We start from the raw sequence: 16,728 nt of genomic DNA, 5'->3' as shown, positions 1-16,728 counted from the left end.
GCCGGACCCCGGCGGCCCCACCAGGCGGCACGGGTGGGAGACTGGACGTATGCCAGTGCTCGACCCGAACCCCCAGAACGGCCAGAAGAAGATGCTCCTGGTCTTCGGCTCGTTCCTCGCCATCTTCATCGTCATCGGCATCATCGCGGCCATCGCGTCACCGTGACGCTCCGCCCGCCGACCACTGCCCGGTCGGCTGCTGCCCAACCGGCCGCTGCCTGCCCTGCCGACCGCCGCCGAGCCGAGCGTCGGCGCCCTTGGTGGGGATAGCCCCACCGTCCCCTAGGGGGCAGGTCTCAGGGTGAAGTGGGTGGATCACCCGATGGGCTGGACCGCCCGGATTCCGTAACTTCGAGATGTGGCCGCAGCGGACCCGCGAGGGACCCACGGAGGGCGGGCCACGGACTCGCAGACCACGGAGGCGGCATGTCGGCCCGTACGCACCCCCGGCCCCACCCGGCGACCACGAGCGGTGCCGACATGCGGCTGCCCTGGTGGGCACTCGCCCTGCCCACCCTCGGGTTCGTCACTCTCCTGCTGCTGATCCTCGATCCCGCGCAAGCCCAGGCGGTGAGCGGTGATCTTACGATCGCCCACTTGCTGGAGCGCATACAGCAGGTACTGCTGAGCCACACACAGTGACGAACGGCCCGGCCCCGGCCCTCGGAAGCGCGTGTACCGCTCTCGGATATCCGCACTTCAACTCCCTGCGCCCCATGGCCTGTTTCGTGCGAAGCTGGGACGCATGAGCGTCGCAGAACCCCGCAGGATTGTCCTCTTCCGGCATGCGAAGGCCGACTGGCCCCAGGTTTCCGACCACGAGCGGCCGCTCGCCGACCGGGGCCGTATGGACGCCGCCGTCGCCGGACGCAAGCTGGCCGACTCAGGCATCCCCTTCGACCTTGCCCTCTGCTCCACCGCGGTCAGGACCCGCGAGACCTGGAAGCTGGCCGTCCACGAGCTGCCCGAGCGGCCGAAAACCGTCTACGAGGAGCGGATCTACGAGGCCTCGCCCGGCGAGCTGGTCGCCCTGCTCAACGAAACCCCGGACGACACGCAGAACGTCCTCCTGGTCGGCCACAACCCCGGAATCCAGGGCCTCGCCGAGATCCTCGCCGGCACCGCCGAGGGAGACGCCCGCGAGCGCATGAGCCGCCTCGGCTTCCCGGCCGCCGGCTTCGCCGTGCTCTCCTTCGAGGGATCCTGGAAGAGCCTGGAGCCGGGCACGGCCACGCTGACCGGCTACTGGGCGCCGACGGAATAACCCCGTCCGGCCGGGGCCCACCGGCACCCGGCACACGGCCTCACCCGTAGACGGCGTTCGGCCTCACCTGTATACGGCCCACCCCCACCCGGCACGACGAAGGCCCGGCACCACCTCGGTGCCGGGCCTTCACGCACAGGTGAGCGCCCGCCGCTCGTCCACACGCATGCGCACTCCGCTCGTCGGCTACTCGTCTACTCGTCGTGCGTGTCCGCCGCCTCGACCTCTTCCCGGGTCACCCCGAGGAGGTACAGCACGGTGTCGAGGAACGGGAAGTTCACCGCGGTGTGCGCGGCCTCCCGGACGACCGGCTTGGCGTTGAAGGCGACACCGAGACCGGCGGCGTTGAGCATGTCGAGGTCGTTGGCGCCGTCGCCGATCGCCACGGTCTGGGCCAGCGGGACCCCCGCCTCGGCGGCGAACCGGCGCAGCAGCCGGGCCTTGCCCGCCCGGTCCACGATCTCACCGACGACCTTGCCGGTGAGCTTCCCGTCGACGATCTCCAGCGTGTTGGCCTGCGCGAAGTCGAGGCCCAGCCGCTCCTTCAGATCGTCGGTGACCTGGGTGAACCCGCCCGAGACGACACCGACTTGGAAGCCGAGCCGCTTCAGCGTACGGGTCAGCGTGCGCGCCCCCGGAGTGAGCCGCACCTCGTTGCGGACCTTCTCCACCACCGAGGCGTCGAGGCCCTCCAGCAGCGCCACGCGCGCGTGCAGCGACTGCTCGAAGTCCAGCTCCCCGCGCATCGCGGCCTCTGTCACCTCGGCGACCTCCTTCTCGCACCCGGCATGCGCGGCGAAGAGCTCGATCACCTCGTCCTGGATGAGTGTGGAGTCCACGTCCATGACCACCAGCCGCTGGGCCCGCCGGTGCAGCCCGGCCGCGACCACGGCCACGTCCACGCCCAGCGCCACCGACTCGGTCACCAGCGCCGTCCGCAGCGTCTCCGTCTCCGTACCGGACACCGCGAACTCGACCGCTGTCACCGGGTACTTGGCGAGCCGGAAGATACGGTCGATGTTGCCGCCGGTCGCCGTGATCCGCGCGGCGATCCGGGCCGTGGACTCGGCGGTCAGCGGGTGGCCGAGGACGGTGACGTGCGAGCGGCCGAGGCCGCGCGGCCGGTTGTCGCCCAGGCCGGAGATGATCTCCGCCTGCATCTTCATCGACTCCGCCCAGCCGTGGACGGTCGCCCGCAGGTCGCCCTCCTGCCCGGCGGGCGGCTCGGACACGAGCGCGCACAGGACGATCCGGCCACGGGTGACGACCTGCTCGATGTCGACCACGTCGACGGAGTACGCGGCGAGGGTGTCGAACAGTCCGGCGGTGATGCCCGGCCGGTCCTTGCCGAAGATCTTGACGAGGAGAGTGGGGACGTCAGAGGAGGTCTGCGAAGCGCTCATGATGGACCAACCGTATCCGGCGCCCCGCGCCTTTTGCCCCTGAGGTCCCCCCCAGCGGACGGAGAACACTGGGTTACCAGCGATTTAAGCGCACCCGGATCGTGTACGACGGCCCGGAGTGCCCCCGCATCACCCCCTCCACGACCTCCTCGTTCTCCTCGCGGACCGCGCCCTCACCGTGTGCCTCAACGCCTCCGGGGCCCGGGAGGCGGCCCGGGCGGCGGAGGCGGGGGCGGCGGTGGCGGTGGCGAGGGAGGCGGCACATCGCGCGGCCGCCTCCCTCCGGGCCCCGGCTCCCGCCGCCTGAGCAACTCGTCCGGCACCCGCAGATACGGATTGGTGTCCGGATTCGGCGGCCGATAAGGCGCACCCGGCGCGTACGGCCCCGAGGCGGAGCCCGCCCCCGGATCGCCTCCTAAGCCGGCCCCGGAGCTCGCGGCAGCCGACGCCACCGGGCCGCCCCCCAGGCCACCCCCACCCCACGCCCACGGAGAGGCCCCCCGCCCTGCCGCCCCGGTCGCACACGCCAGCAGCGCCCCCGCGGCCCCCGCCCCCGCGCCCCACAGCGCGCCCAGCAGCAGTGCCATCGCCGCCTGCCCGCGCAACTCGATGCCCGCGTCGAACGCGTCGATTCCGAACACGGCCAGCGAGGCGTCCACCGACACCTCCGTCAACCACACAAGCAGCGGCAGTGCCACCGCCGTCGCGACCCCGAGCCGAAGAGCGCAGCGCCCCAGGAAGGCGAGCGCACCCCCGCCCCGTACATCCGCACCGGGCACACCCCCGGCAGCGGTGGCAGCGGATTCCCGTACAAAAGGCGTACGTACGGCGGTCAGTACCCCCGCGTACAACATCATCAGCGCCGCCGCGAGGCCCAACAGCCAGACACGACCGTCCAGTTCGGCGAGGCGGCCGAGAGTGACGGGTTCGGTCGCGTCGATGCGCAGCAGTTCGTCGAGGGGGTCGGGGAGCAGGTCGGCCAGTGCGCCGGTGGCCTTGCCGTCCCAGGGGACGAAGAGGCCGAGCGGGACGCCCAGCCAGACGCCGTTGGGCGCCCCCAGCAGGGCGGCGCCGGCGATCCGCTTGGGGTGGGGGTCGCTGATCGCCGCGTACACCGCCGCCGCGAGCCCGGCCAGGACCGCCATCAGGAGCACGCTGACCACCGCGGACACGGCGGGCCGTACGACCCGGTGCACGGCGTCGAGGCCGCGCGGCAGGGGAGTGCGGCGCGAGGCCAACAGGGCGATCAGCAGCACGCCGGCGCACCAGAGCAGGCCGCCGAGCAGGGTGGGAACGGCGTCGACGGTGAAACCGACCGCGGCGTTCGCGTCGGAGAGGTCCCCGAGCCGGTCCGGCAGCAGCCCGCCGCCGATGTCCCCGACGTCGCCGAGCCCGGGGATCTCCACACTGCCGAGGTCACCGCCGCCGGGCAGTTCATCGACCCCCAACTGGCTCCCGTCGAGGGTGATGACGGAGTTCCCGGCCCAGGCCAGGCCGCCCATCAGCGCGACGAAGAGCGCGAGCACCGTGCCCGCGCGCGCGCCGAGTTCGGCGGGCGCGAGCACCACGCCCGCGCCCCGCAGGGACCGCAGGAAGAACCACGACAACAAGAGCGCCCCCACCAGACCCACACCCAGTGGCGTGATCTCGATGGCGGTCGTCGCCTGCGCCCCTTCCAGGCCAAAGACGGACACATCGCCGGACGGCGTCACCGAACCACCCGCCCCGAGCGCCACAACAGCCGCCGTCATGGACCCGAGTTCGCCCGCCGAGTCCGCCTCCAGCAGATGCAGACCGAGCGCCGCCGTACCCGCCATCCCGATCAACGCCCAGCTCACGGCGGCGATCGCGGAGAACAGGACATCCCCCCATGGCACGCTCCTGCCATGGCCGGAGTACTGATTGCTCATGGTCGGACCCCCCGATCCGCATCGCGGCGTTGCACCGTCGATGTCCCCCTCGTGTGGGATTACCACTCTCCGGCCCGGTTTCCACCCCGTCAACGGGACCGCGGGATGCCCCCGTACGTACTCTTCACAAGGCCCGACTTTCGGTCAGGGGGCCGAGCCTGAAATAGTTCCCCCCGATGTTCGACATCCCTAGACTCCCTGCGATGGGGGTATTTCGGGGGACAACTCAGTGGGGCATGGAGTGCCGGAACTCGTACTGGAATTGAACGGACAAACCTGGACGCTCGATCCGTCCAGCGCATATACCCTCGGACGTGATCCGCAGGGGGACATCGTGTTCGACGACGCCAGGGTGTCCTGGCGTCACGCCACGATCAGCTTCAGCGGCCGTAGTTGGGTGATCGAGGACCACGGCAGCACCAACGGCACGTTCGTGCAGGGGCAGCGGATCCATCAACTGGAGATCGGCCCCGGCTCGGCCGTGCATCTGGGCAACGCGACCGACGGCCCGAGACTCAGCCTCTCCGGTGCCGCGGCCGTCGCGCAGCCTCAGCAGCAGCCGTACGCGGCGCAGGGCGCGAGCGCCGGATACGCCGCTCAGGTCCCGCAGCAGCAGGCGCCGCAGGCGGGCTGGCAGCAGCCGCCGCAGGCACAGGTCCCGCAACAGCAGGGCTTCCCGCAACAGGGCCCCGGTGGTGCCGCGGGGGCGCCGCCGGTCTACGGCGACCGCAGCCCGACCACGTTCCACCAGCTGGCCCTCGGCCGCGTCATGCGCATCGGCCGTGCCCTGGAGAACGAGCTGGTCGTCTCCGACCTCCAGGTGTCGCGCAACCACGCCGAGTTCCACGCGACGCCCGACGGGCGCTTCGAGATCCGTGACCTCGGCTCGCACAACGGCACGTTCGTCAACGGTATGCCGATCGCCAAGGGCGGCACGGCACTACTGGGCCCGAACGACATCGTCGGCGTCGGCCACTCGACGTTCCGCATCGTCGGCGACCGTCTCGAAGAGTTCGTCGACACCGGTGATGTCTCCTTCTCCGCACGCCACTTGACGGTCACCGTCGACGGCGGCAAGCAGATCCTGAAGGACGTCTCCTTCGGTGTCCCGGAGAAGTCGCTCATCGCGGTCATCGGCCCCTCGGGCTCCGGCAAGTCGACCCTGCTGAAGGCACTCACGGGCTACCGCCCCGCCAACCAGGGCGACGTCCTCTACGACAACCGGAACCTGTACAAGCAGTTCGCCGAGCTGCGCCAGCGCATCGGTCTGGTCCCGCAGGACGACATCCTGCACAAGGAACTGACCGTCAAGAAGGCCCTCAAGTACGCGGCCAAGCTCCGCTTCCCGGCCGACACCACGGCCGCCGAGCGCGAGGCCCGCATCGACGAGGTGCTGCGCGAGCTGAAGCTGGACATCCACAAGGAGAAGAAGGTCACCTCCCTCTCCGGTGGCCAGCGCAAGCGCGTCTCCGTGGCCCTGGAGCTGCTGACCAAGCCGTCGCTGATCTTCCTGGACGAGCCGACCTCCGGCCTCGACCCGGGTATGGACCGCGACGTCATGCAGCTGCTGCGCGGCCTCGCCGACGACGGCCGTACGGTCCTCGTGGTCACCCACTCGGTGGCCGAGCTGGCGATCTGCGACAAGCTCCTGGTGATGGCGCCGGGCGGCTCGGTGGCGTACTTCGGCCCGCCCGAGGAGGCCCTGAACTTCTTCGGCTACGAGACCTGGGCCGACGTCTTCTCCGCCTTCGAGAACTACCGCGACTACGACTGGGCGGGCCGCTGGAAGGGCTCGCAGCACTACCAGATGTACGCCGCGGACATCGACGCCGTCGCCCCGCAGTCGGTGCACATGCCGCCGCCGCAGTCGATGCGCCCGCCGAAGCCGCAGGGCTGGCTCTCGCAGCTCGGCACACTGGTCCGGCGCTATGTCTCAGTCATCGTGTCCGACAAGGGCTTCCTGGCGCTGACGGTGATCCTGCCGGCCGTGCTCGGCGCGGTCAGCCTGCTCATCGACCCGGACAAGGACCTGCTGGTCAGGGGCATCAATCCGCAGTCCCAGATGCCCGTGCCGAACGGCACGGCCACCACGGTCCTGCTGATTCTCGCGGTCGGCGCGTGCTTCGCGGGCGCCGCCAACTCCGTCCGTGAGCTGATCAAGGAACGGGTGATCTACGAGCGGGAGCGGGCGACCGGCCTGTCGCGCTCGGCGTACCTGATGTCCAAGGTGATCGTCCTCGGCGCGGTCACCGTGCTGCAGGGCGCCATGGTCGGCGCGATCGGCTTCGCCAGCCGGACCATCCCCGACGAGAGCCTGATCTTCGGGGACGGCAAGTTCGCCGTCATGCTCGAACTCTCCATCCCGATCATGGGCCTCGGCTTCACGTCGATGATGTTCGGCCTGGTCATCTCCTCGCTGGTGAAGACCTCCGAGAAGACCATGCCGCTGCTGGTCATGTTCGCGATCGTCCAGGTCGTGTTCACCGGGTGCCTGTTCGCCCTGCACGGCAGCCCCGGCGTCAACGAGTTCTCGTACCTGATGCCGTCACGCTGGGCGGTCGCCGCCGCGGGCGCCACGCTGGACTTCAACAACATCAGCCCGCCCAAGGAGAAGGGCGACACGGACCCGCTGTGGGACCACACGGCCGGCGCGTACAGCCTCGACATGATCGCCCTGATCGTGCTCGGCGTGATCTGCGGTGTCCTCGTGGCCCGCTTCCTGCGCCGCCACGAGCCGGAGGTCATGCGGAAGTAGCCTCCACCGGCACACGCCGAAGGGCGGCACCCCGGCCGGGGTGCCGCCCTTCGGCGTACGTCCGAGAGGTCCGCGCCGGCCTCAGTACGCGCTGTTGACGTTGTCGATCGACCCGTAGCGGTCGGCCGCGTAGTTCGCGGCGGCCGTCAGGTTGGCGACCGGGTCGTACTGGCTCCAGGCCGTGCCCGGGACGTGGTAGGCGTCGAAGGTCGGCTTGATGACCTGCAGCAGACCGATCGACGGGACGCCGTTGATGGCGTTGATGTCCCAGTCGTTGATGGCCTTGGGGTTGCCCGAGGACTCCCGCATGATGTTCTTGTGCAGGCCCTGGTACGTACCCGGGATCTTGTGCTTCTTCATGATGTCGAGCGACTCACGGATCCAGCCGTCGAGGTTGTTCGGGTACGTCTTCACCGCGGCGGCCTTGGCCGCCGCTGCGATCTTGGCGCGCTGGGCGGACCGGCTCGCCGCCTCCTCCTTCGCGCGCTCCTGTGCGACCTTCTTCGCAGCCGCGTCCGCGGCCGCCTTCTTCTCAGCGGCGGCGGCCTGGTCGGCGATGCTCGCCTTGACGCTCTGGGCCGGGCTCTGGCTGAACGCCGCCGGAGCCGCGGACACCGTCTTCGTGGCGGTCTGAGCCTCGGCCGGCACCAGCGAGAACGCCAGGGCGGCGGCGCCGAAGGCGGCCACTGAGGCGAACGAGAGCTTGTGGGCCTTGGTCAGCGTGAGACTGTGACTGCGGGTGCTGGCGTTCTTGGACATGAGTGAGGGACCTCTTCGAATAGGGCGGAGGTCGCTCTCGTGCCGGGTGGGGGACACAGCTCTTCCAGCACAAACGCCGCGGGAGGAACCCGCGGCGTCGAGCGACGGCTGCCATTCTTAGCGGCCGCAAAATCGTGTGGCAAAGGTGTGACGTACGATCCCAGGTAGTTGCACCGGAAGCGGCAAAATGGGACAGACCAACCCATCACTCCCGCTCATGCCACCCGTGTGCCTCTCCTAAGGAGGTTCGTAAGTGATGCACACCCTATGGGTGGGCTCACATCGCGCGGACGGCGGGCTCACCCGCAGTTGCTGCCGCAATGCCCTGTGTGAGGCACCTCCGGCGGCAGGATGAGATGCACATCGCCGAACTCGTGCCACAGGTAGCGCCCCCCGACCGCCTCGCCGTACGCGTGGCCGATCGCCGTCCGCCCCGCGACCGCCTCCAGCATCAGCAGATGCGAGGCCTCCGGCTCGTGCAGCCCGGTCAGCAGCCCGTCGACCACCCGCACCCCGCGCTCCGGGGTCACCACCAGCTCCGTCCAGCCCTCCCGCGCCCGTACGACGCCGTCGGGCCCGGTGGCCGACTCCACGGCCCGCACCGCCGTCGTCCCCACCGCCACGACCCGCCCGCCCGCCCGTCTCCCACCACCACCCTTCCGAGGAAGCGCTTCGCGCCTCTTCTGATTCGCCCGCGCCGCGTTGATCAGCCGCGCCGACGCCTCCGGCACCGCGAACCGCTCCGGATACGGCGGCTCGTGCGCCTCCGCCGACGCCACCCCGGTATGCAGCGCGACCGGCGCGAACTGCACCCCTCGGCTCACCAGCTCCGCCACCAGGCGTGCCGTGAACGGCCGCCCCGCACTCGGCATCTCCGCACTCCCGGCCCCGTCCGCCGACGGCAGCGCGAACACCGTCTGGTACACCGCCAACGGCTGATCCCGCTCCGTGTAGGAGTAACGAATGGGCCGCCCGTGCTCCCCCAGCACCCCGACGACCTCCCCTCCGGACACCCGCGCCCACCACAGCCGCTCACCCCGCTCGCTCAACGGCTCCTCCAGGACCAGCCGCAGACCGCCCGGCAGCCGCACCTCCGTCCCCGCCGGACCGCCCGCACGCGCACGCGTGGTGCCCCGTCCGTCCGGATCCCGCAGCTCGACGGCCCAGCGTCCGTCGTCGCCGCGCGTCGAGAAATGCACCACCACGCGCGCGTGCCCGACCGTCCCGTCCACCGCCGCCGCCAGCGTCGGCGAGGTGTTGACGACCAGCAGATCCCCGGCCCGCAGCAACCGCGGCAGCGCCACGAACGCGTGATGCGACACCTCCGAACCGCGCGACACCAGCAGCCGTACGGCGTCCCGGTCGAGGCCGGGCCCGCGCTGCTCGGCGGGCACGCGCGCGTGCAACTCCTCCGGTACCTCCACCGCCGCCGTCGTCATCGCCCCTCCAACAGGGACGGCGCCCCGTAGCGCCCACTGGCCGGCCGCTCGTCGAGCAGCCGCAGAAAGGCCGGAACCACACCCGCCGGGCTCGGCCGCGGATCGTCGTCCTCCGGTACGGCCGCCGCGTACAGATCCGTGCCCATGTCCCCGGGATCGACGGCCCACACCCGAAGCCCCGGCTCCTCCTTCGCCAGCACCGCCGACATGTGGTCCAGCGCCGCCTTCGAGGCCCCGTACCCGCCCCACGTCTCGTACGCCTCGGCCGCCGCGTCCGAGCTGACGCCGATCACCGCGCCCGCCCCGGACGCCCGCAACAGCGGCAGCGCCTCCTGGATCAGCCCCAGCGCCGCCACCACATTGACCTCCAGGGCCCGCCGCAGCCCGTCCAGGGCCAGCCCCTCAAGCCGTACGAGCGGCTCGGCGCCCAGCGCGCTCGCGTTGTTCACCAGCAGGTCGACCCCGCCCAGCCCGCGTGCCGCCGCCACCAGCCCGGCCCGGTGCCCGGCGTCCGTGACATCCCCCGGCAGGGCCTCCACCCGCGTCCCGTACGCCGACAGCTCCTTCGCCGCCTCGCCCAGGACCTCGGCGGTCCTGGCATCGAGCACCAGATCCCAGCCACGCTCCGCCAGAGCCGCACCGAGCGCCCGGCCCAGCCCCTTCGAAGCCCCCGTGATGATCGCCACCGGCATGACATCCGTCCCCTCGTCCGCGACCGCCGCCCGACCGGGCCGACGGTGATCCCAACGTAGGAACGGCACCGCCCCCGCCGCCTCGTACGGGGGCCGCAGAGCGCCGGGTCCCTTCGCCCTAGGCCGCGGGCCGGACCACGAGACCTAGGTCCGGGTCGTAGGTCTGCGGCCTACGTCCGACGGCCCGGCCGAGGCCTCCGGCGGTCCGATCCGCGTTGTCGGACCCCGCCGGTACGGTGAGGCCATGAGTCAAGGTCCACGGTCCGGCCTCGCGGCGGTGAGCGCCGCGTTGCTGGCCATGAGCAGGCACCTGGAGGTGCGCGACGTCCTCAAGACCATCGTCGCCTCCGCGCGTGAGCTGCTCGACGCGGAGTACGCCGCGCTCGGCGTCCCCGACGACCACGGCGGCTTCGCCCAGTTCGTGGTCGACGGCGTCAGCGACGCGCAGTGGAAGGCCATCGGCCCCCTCCCGCGCCAGCACGGCATCCTCGCCGCGATGCTCCGCGAGGCCACCCCCGAGCGCCTGGCCGACGTACGCGAGGACCCCCGCTTCGAGGGCTGGCCCAGCGCCCACCCCGACCTGGTCGACTTCCTGGGCCTGCCCGTCCGAGACGGCGACGAGGTCATCGGCGCCCTCTTCCTCGCCAACAAGCGGTGCCCCAAGCCACAGGGCGGCTGCGGCTTCACCGAGGACGACGAGGAACTGCTGTCGATCCTCGCCCAGCACGCCGCGATAGCCCTGACCAACGCCCGCCTCTACGAGCGCAGCCGCGAGCTGACCATCGCCGAGGAGCGTTCCCGTCTCGCCCACGAACTCCACGACGCCGTCAGCCAGAAGCTTTTCTCCCTCCGCCTGACCGCCCAGGCGGCAGCCACCCTGGTCGACCGCGACCCCTCGCGCGCCAAGGGCGAACTCCATCAGGTCGCCGCACTCGCCGCCGAGGCCGCGGAGGAGCTGCGCGCCGCCGTCGTCGAGCTGCGCCCCGCGGGCCTCGACGAGGACGGCCTGGTCGCCACCCTGCGTACCCAGGTCCACGTCCTGGACCGGGCACACAGCGCCCGCGTCACCTTCTCCGGGCGCGGCGCCCGCGCGCTGCCCGCCGCCCAGGAGGAGGCCATGCTGCGCGTCGCCCAGGAAGCACTGCACAACGCCCTGCGGCACTCGGGAGCCGAGCGGGTCGACGTCACCCTCGACCGGCACGGCGGCGGAGCCGTCCTGCGGGTCACGGACGACGGCAGCGGCTTCGACCCCCATGCCATACGCCGCGCGGGCCGCCACCTGGGCCTGGTCTCCATGCGCGACCGGGCGAGCGGGGTCGGCGGCCGGCTGACCGTGGAATCGGCGCCCGGAAAGGGCACCACGATCGAGTTGGAGGTCCCCGGTGGCTGACGTAATCAAAGTGCTGCTCGTCGACGACCACCAAGTGGTCCGCCGAGGCCTGCGCACCTTCCTGGAGGTGCAGGACGACATCGAGGTCGTGGGAGAGGCCGCCGACGGCGCCGAGGGCGTCGCCCGTGCCGAGGAGCTGAAGCCCGACATCGTCCTCATGGACGTCAAGATGCCCGGCATGGACGGCATCGAGGCCCTCCGCAAGCTCCGCGAACTCGACAACCCCGCGCGCGTGCTCATCGTCACCAGCTTCACCGAGCAGCGCACGGTCGTCCCGGCCCTGCGAGCCGGCGCCGCCGGGTACGTCTACAAGGACGTCGACCCCGACGCGCTCGCCGGCGCCATCCGCTCGGTGCACGCCGGACACATCCTCCTCCAATCGGAGGTCGCCGGCGTGCTCCTGTCCCAGGAGGGGGCCAACTCCGGTCAGGGGAGAGGCGGTTCGCTCACCGAGCGAGAGCGCGAGGTGCTCGGCCTGATCGCCGACGGCCGATCCAACCGCGAGATCGCCCGTGCGCTCGTCCTGTCCGAGAAGACGGTCAAGACCCATGTCTCGAACATCCTCATGAAGCTGGACCTGGCGGACCGAACCCAGGCCGCCCTGTGGTCCGTACGCCACGGTATGACCGGATGATGGGCAGATTGTCCGGCAACCTGGAGGGTTCCGCTCCGGACTGAGATTCATACCGTCGGGTGTATGTCACCCGGACGGCGCATCCTTGCCGGACCTCCGGCGTTCTTCAGTGCGTGCTGCGTGCGACCGCCGCAGTGATCGCGATGAAGGGCTCAAAGTGAAGAACCTGAAGAAGGCCGCCGCTGTCACGATGGTGGCCGGTGGCCTCGTCGCCGCCGGTGCCGGCATGGCCTCCGCCACCGACGGTGGTGCGCACGCCGACGGCAAGGCCATCGGCTCGCCGGGTGTCCTCTCGGGCAACGTCGTCCAGGCCCCCGTCCACATCCCCGTGAACGCGGTCGGCAACAGCGTCAACGTCGTCGGCATCCTGAACCCGGCCTTCGGCAACCTGGGGCTCAACCACTGACGTTCCCGCCCCGGAGCACCAGTGACCACCGGCCTTCCAGCCACCTCCGGAAGGCCGGTCAGGTATTTCCGGGCACCCTTTCCCCTCATCACCTCCCGCTCGTCACCGTCTCCTCATCCCCCCGCTTTCGTCGTCCCATCGCTCTATCGATCCATCGCCTCATCGCCGGAATGCGTCGAACAGGCAGCTCCCGCCGTTCCTCCGTGCCACCACCCGTCCGCCCCGCGTTGATCAGCGCACGGCCCGCGGGCGGGTCGGACCCGTACGACGCAGGAGGAACGCAGTTCATGAACATCGCCAAGAAGGCCGCCCTGACGGTCACCGTCGCCGGTCTCGCCGCTTGGCGCATCGTCCGGCGCCGCCGTCGCCGACTCGGTCGCCGACAGCGCTGCCGTGGGTTCCCCGGGCGTCGCCTCCGGCCTCGACGTCCAGGTCCCGGTCGACGTCCCCCTCACCGTCCAGGGCCTCAGCGCCAGCCTCATCGCCCTGCTCAACCCCACCTACAACGTCACGGCTCACCACTGACCACACGCCGTGCAAGGGCCCCGCGAACCCAGGAGGTTCGCGGGGCCCTTCCACGCCGCCGAAGACCTCAGCCCCGCTCCCGCTCCTCCACGAACGCGTTGTACGCCGCCACCTGCGCCCGCCGAGCAGTCCGCTCCACCGGGCGCAGCGCGGCCGTCCGCGAGGCCATCTCGGAGGCGCTCACGGCGCCACCCTCCCCGTTCTCGTGGGCCACGGAGACAAGCAGCCCGACCCGCTGCGCCAGCTCCAGCACCCGTACCGCGCGCGGCGGATATCCGGGCGCCAGCACCTCCCGCCCCTGCTCGGCCCGAGCCCGGTACGCGTCGATCGCGGCCTCGGTCACGGGCCCGGACGCCGCCACGTCCAGCCGGGACAACAACGCCGTGGCCTCGCGCAACGCCTCGGCCAGCTCCCGCTCGGCCTCCCCGAGGGACGGCACATCGGCGGGCGGCGCCTCCCGCACCTCCAGGCAGTGCCACACCACCTCGACATGCACATCACCGGCGGGCCCCACCGAATACACCTCCGGCACCAGCCCCAGCGCACCCCCGTGGCAGACGACCGCCTCCTCCGCCTCCAGTGCCCGCTTGTTGAACTCCGGCGGCCCGCTGAGCCCCAGCGGATGCCCCGGCGCCGGCAGAGCCACCCGCAGCCCGGTGACCCCGAGCGCCCGCAGCCGCCCCAGCGCGAGCGTCAGCCCGACGGGCCCCGACTCGCCGGGCAACCCCTCCACCCGGTGCACCGCGTCCTCCCCGACGACGGCGACCACCGCGTCATCCGGCGAGACAAGTCCGGCCAAAAGGGCATTTCCCCATGCGGCAAGGCGTCCTGAGCGTGGTTCCGAGAGCATGCCCCCACCCTAAGGACCGACCGATGGAATGGACGGCCCGACCGGTGGCGTAGATTTCCTCGAGGGCTGCGCCCACCCGGCGGTGGCTCCAACCACAGGCGTACGCGACAGCCGAGACAGGCCGACACTGCAAGGGGAGACAGCGCGCTCATGAGCGATGTTCTGGAGCTGGAGGACGTATCCGTGGTCCGCGAGGGCCGGGCTCTGGTGGACCAGGTCTCCTGGTCGGTCAAGGAGGGCGAGCGCTGGGTCATCCTCGGCCCGAACGGCGCCGGGAAGACCACCCTCCTGAACATCGCCTCCAGCTACCTCTACCCCAGCAAGGGCACCGCCACGATCCTCGGCGACACCCTCGGCCACGTGGACGTCTTCGAACTGCGCCCCCGCATCGGCATGGCCGGCATCGCCATGGCGGAGAAGCTCCCCAAGCGCCAGACCGTCCTGCAGACCGTGCTCACCGCCGCGTACGGCATGACGGCCACCTGGAACGAGGACTACGAGGAGATCGACGAGCAGCGCGCCCGCGCCTTCCTCGACCGCCTCGGCATGACCGACTACGTGGACCGTAAGTTCGGCACCCTCTCCGAGGGCGAGCGCAAGCGCACCCTCATCGCCCGCGCCCTGATGGCCGACCCCGAACTGCTCCTCCTCGACGAGCCCGCCGCCGGCCTCGACCTCGGCGGCCGCGAGGACCTCGTACGCCGTCTCGGCCGCCTCGCCCGCGACCCGATCGCCCCCTCCATGATCATGGTCACGCACCATGTCGAGGAGATCCCCCCGGGCTTCACCCACGTCCTGATGATCCGCCAGGGCAAGCTCCTCGCCGCGGGCCCGCTCGAACTCGAACTCACCTCGCGCAACCTCTCCCTCTGCTTCGGCCTCCCGCTCGTCGTCGAGCAGCGCGGCGATCGCTGGACCGCCCAGGGCCTGCCGCTCACCTGATCGCCAAGTTCTCCCGATCTTCCGCCGGTCGGGCTCCACTGATCCACAACCCGGCCCGGGCGTACCTGACTTGGCGGCCCTCTGTACGCGATCTCTGACCGTGCGCTCTGTTCGGCAGGACGATCGCGGTTCTACCATCGACGATGTGGACAGTATCGACGCATGGGTGTGGTGGCTGATCGGCGCGGCCGGGCTCGGGATCGCCCTCGTCGTGACCGCGATGCCCGAGTTGGGAATGCTCGCCCTGGGCACCGTCGCCGGCGCGGTGACCGCGGGGCTGGGTGGTGGTGTCGTACTCCAGGTGGTCGTCTTCGCGGTCGTCTCTGTCGCCCTCATCGCCGTCGTACGGCCCATCGCGGCCCGGCACAGAGCCCAGCGGCCCCAACTCGCCACCGGGATCGACGCGTTGAAAGGCAAACACGCAGTCGTCCTGGAACGGGTCGACGGCGCGGGTGGCCGTATCAAGCTCAACGGCGAAGTCTGGTCGGCCCGCGCCCTCGACACCGGACTCGCCTACGAGGTGGGTCAGGAAGTGGACGTGGTGGAGATCGAGGGAGCCACGGCGATCGTCATGTGACCTCGGCGAATCCCGCGAGAGACGATGCGAAGAACTGACTGAACGACCCACCTGGCAGGCCCTGTTCTGCCAGACTCGACCAGCAAGATCTTCAACAGTCCGAACAGGCATAAGATCTTCAGGAAGCGCCACGGCGGAGAAGGGCACGGGGAGTAACGATGGAACCGATCATCATCGTCCTGATTATTCTGGTGGTGTTGGTCTTCATCGCCCTGATCAAGACCATCCAGGTGATCCCACAGGCGAGCGCCGCGATCGTCGAGCGCTTCGGCCGCTACACACGCACGCTCAACGCGGGCCTCAACATCGTCGTCCCGTTCATCGACTCCATCCGCAACCGCATCGACCTGCGCGAACAGGTCGTGCCGTTCCCGCCCCAGCCGGTGATCACCCAGGACAACCTGGTCGTGAACATCGACACGGTCATCTACTACCAGGTCACCGACGCCCGCGCGGCCACCTACGAGGTCGCCAGCTACATCCAGGCGATCGAGCAGCTCACCGTCACCACGCTCCGCAACATCATCGGTGGCATGGACCTGGAGCGGACCCTGACCTCCCGCGAGGAGATCAACGCGGCCCTGCGCGGCGTCCTCGACGAGGCCACCGGCAAGTGGGGCATCCGCGTCAACCGCGTCGAACTGAAGGCGATCGAGCCGCCCACCTCCATCCAGGACTCGATGGAGAAGCAGATGCGCGCCGACCGTGACAAGCGTGCCGCGATCCTCACCGCCGAAGGTACGCGCCAGGCGGCCATCCTCACCGCCGAGGGTGAGAAGCAGTCCCAGATCCTGCGGGCCGAGGGTGAGGCGAAGGCGGCGGCCCTGCGCGCCGAAGGTGAAGCCCAGGCGGTCCGCACGGTCTTCGAGGCCATCCACGCCGGCGACCCGGACCAGAAGCTCCTCTCCTACCAGTACCTCCAGATGCTCCCGAAGATCGCCGAGGGCGACGCCAACAAGCTCTGGATCGTCCCCAGCGAAATCGGCGACGCCCTCAAGGGCCTCTCCGGCGCCATGGGCAACTTCGGCAACTTCGGCAACCCGGGCGGTGGTTCGGGCGGCTCGGGCGGACGGAACGACGGCGGCTCCGACCGCCGCGAGAAGCCGTCGATCACCGACTGACATCCGGATACGTCGATACGCGACTGGGGCCACCTTCTTGAGGAAGGTGGCCCCAGCCACA

17 protein-coding genes are annotated in these 16,728 nt (G+C 70.6%); 11 read left to right on the top strand and 6 right to left on the bottom strand.

Going from position 1 to position 16,728, the window contains the following annotated elements:
- The first annotated feature begins 49 nt into the window (after nucleotides 1–49).
- The 3 genes from I8N67_RS43735 to I8N67_RS04675 all read left to right on the top strand — a co-directional run bounded on the left by I8N67_RS43735 (nucleotide 50) and on the right by I8N67_RS04675 (nucleotide 1,264).
- A complete protein-coding gene (locus I8N67_RS43735) occupies nucleotides 50–166 on the top strand; it encodes an SGM_5486 family transporter-associated protein (protein WP_267912658.1) in 117 nt (38 codons plus the stop codon).
- A gap of 260 nt (nucleotides 167–426) precedes the next feature.
- Nucleotides 427–642, top strand: coding sequence for a hypothetical protein (locus I8N67_RS04680; RefSeq protein ID WP_200301289.1), 216 nt, complete (start codon nucleotides 427–429; stop codon nucleotides 640–642).
- A gap of 103 nt (nucleotides 643–745) precedes the next feature.
- The gene (locus tag I8N67_RS04675; RefSeq protein WP_200301288.1) at nucleotides 746–1,264 is read left to right on the top strand and encodes a SixA phosphatase family protein; all 519 of its coding nucleotides are present in this window, start codon (nucleotides 746–748) and stop codon (nucleotides 1,262–1,264) included.
- Nucleotides 1,265–1,458: 194 nt separating this feature from the next.
- Here the strand turns inward: I8N67_RS04675 and serB are convergent, their stop codons facing one another.
- Nucleotides 1,459–2,667 (bottom strand): phosphoserine phosphatase SerB, encoded by a 1,209-nt coding sequence (gene serB / locus I8N67_RS04670; protein ID WP_200301287.1) that lies wholly within the window; start codon nucleotides 2,665–2,667, stop codon nucleotides 1,459–1,461.
- 185 nt (nucleotides 2,668–2,852) lie between these two features.
- Complete coding sequence (locus I8N67_RS04665) at nucleotides 2,853–4,577, bottom strand: streptophobe family protein (RefSeq protein ID WP_200301286.1); 1,725 nt, start codon at nucleotides 4,575–4,577, stop codon at nucleotides 2,853–2,855.
- Nucleotides 4,578–4,818: 241 nt separating this feature from the next.
- Between I8N67_RS04665 and I8N67_RS04660 the strand changes: the two genes are divergently transcribed.
- Nucleotides 4,819–7,332 carry an ABC transporter ATP-binding protein/permease gene (locus I8N67_RS04660; RefSeq protein WP_200301285.1) on the top strand — a complete coding sequence of 838 codons (2,514 nt, stop codon included), beginning with the start codon at nucleotides 4,819–4,821 and terminating at the stop codon, nucleotides 7,330–7,332.
- A gap of 81 nt (nucleotides 7,333–7,413) precedes the next feature.
- Here the strand turns inward: I8N67_RS04660 and I8N67_RS04655 are convergent, their stop codons facing one another.
- The 3 genes from I8N67_RS04655 to I8N67_RS04645 form a co-directional block, all read right to left on the bottom strand.
- Entirely contained in the window at nucleotides 7,414–8,091 is a 678-nt protein-coding gene (locus I8N67_RS04655) for a transglycosylase SLT domain-containing protein (RefSeq protein ID WP_200301284.1), read from the bottom strand.
- A gap of 299 nt (nucleotides 8,092–8,390) precedes the next feature.
- A complete protein-coding gene (locus I8N67_RS04650) occupies nucleotides 8,391–9,530 on the bottom strand; it encodes an S-adenosylmethionine:tRNA ribosyltransferase-isomerase (RefSeq protein ID WP_200301283.1) in 1,140 nt (379 codons plus the stop codon).
- Nucleotides 9,527–10,222 (bottom strand): SDR family NAD(P)-dependent oxidoreductase, encoded by a 696-nt coding sequence (locus I8N67_RS04645; protein WP_200301282.1) that lies wholly within the window; start codon nucleotides 10,220–10,222, stop codon nucleotides 9,527–9,529. Before I8N67_RS04645 ends, I8N67_RS04650 begins: the two co-directional genes overlap by 4 nt.
- 244 nt (nucleotides 10,223–10,466) lie before the next feature.
- Between I8N67_RS04645 and I8N67_RS04640 the strand changes: the two genes are divergently transcribed.
- From I8N67_RS04640 to I8N67_RS43730, 4 genes are all read left to right on the top strand, one after another.
- Complete coding sequence (locus I8N67_RS04640) at nucleotides 10,467–11,612, top strand: GAF domain-containing sensor histidine kinase (RefSeq protein ID WP_200301281.1); 1,146 nt, start codon at nucleotides 10,467–10,469, stop codon at nucleotides 11,610–11,612.
- Nucleotides 11,605–12,246 (top strand): response regulator, encoded by a 642-nt coding sequence (locus tag I8N67_RS04635; protein ID WP_200301280.1) that lies wholly within the window; start codon nucleotides 11,605–11,607, stop codon nucleotides 12,244–12,246. The genes I8N67_RS04640 and I8N67_RS04635 overlap by 8 nt, the downstream gene beginning before the upstream one ends.
- Before the next feature lie 157 nt (nucleotides 12,247–12,403).
- Nucleotides 12,404–12,652 (top strand): chaplin ChpE, encoded by a 249-nt coding sequence (chpE, locus tag I8N67_RS04630; protein WP_200301279.1) that lies wholly within the window; start codon nucleotides 12,404–12,406, stop codon nucleotides 12,650–12,652.
- 393 nt (nucleotides 12,653–13,045) lie between these two features.
- Nucleotides 13,046–13,177 carry a chaplin gene (locus I8N67_RS43730; RefSeq protein ID WP_307835152.1) on the top strand — a complete coding sequence of 44 codons (132 nt, stop codon included), beginning with the start codon at nucleotides 13,046–13,048 and terminating at the stop codon, nucleotides 13,175–13,177.
- 67 nt (nucleotides 13,178–13,244) lie between these two features.
- Here I8N67_RS43730 and I8N67_RS04620 read toward each other — a convergent pair whose 3' ends face one another.
- Nucleotides 13,245–14,027 carry an Rv1486c family protein gene (locus I8N67_RS04620; RefSeq protein WP_200301278.1) on the bottom strand — a complete coding sequence of 261 codons (783 nt, stop codon included), beginning with the start codon at nucleotides 14,025–14,027 and terminating at the stop codon, nucleotides 13,245–13,247.
- A 150-nt stretch (nucleotides 14,028–14,177) separates the two neighbouring features.
- On the opposite strand from I8N67_RS04620, the gene I8N67_RS04615 reads away from it, so the two are divergent.
- The 3 genes from I8N67_RS04615 to I8N67_RS04605 all read left to right on the top strand — a co-directional run bounded on the left by I8N67_RS04615 (nucleotide 14,178) and on the right by I8N67_RS04605 (nucleotide 16,667).
- Nucleotides 14,178–14,969 carry an ABC transporter ATP-binding protein gene (locus I8N67_RS04615; protein WP_200301277.1) on the top strand — a complete coding sequence of 264 codons (792 nt, stop codon included), beginning with the start codon at nucleotides 14,178–14,180 and terminating at the stop codon, nucleotides 14,967–14,969.
- A gap of 145 nt (nucleotides 14,970–15,114) precedes the next feature.
- Nucleotides 15,115–15,546, top strand: coding sequence for an NfeD family protein (locus I8N67_RS04610; RefSeq protein WP_200301276.1), 432 nt, complete (start codon nucleotides 15,115–15,117; stop codon nucleotides 15,544–15,546).
- A gap of 158 nt (nucleotides 15,547–15,704) precedes the next feature.
- A complete protein-coding gene (locus I8N67_RS04605; RefSeq protein ID WP_200301275.1) occupies nucleotides 15,705–16,667 on the top strand; it encodes an SPFH domain-containing protein in 963 nt (320 codons plus the stop codon).
- The last annotated feature ends 61 nt before the right edge of the window (nucleotides 16,668–16,728 follow it).

It is taken from the genome of Streptomyces adelaidensis, from assembly GCF_016598475.1.
GTDB lineage: Bacteria > Actinomycetota > Actinomycetes > Streptomycetales > Streptomycetaceae > Streptomyces > Streptomyces adelaidensis.
The sequence above is the reverse complement of the archived record's forward strand: the minus strand, read 5'-3'. Positions and strand labels throughout refer to the sequence as shown.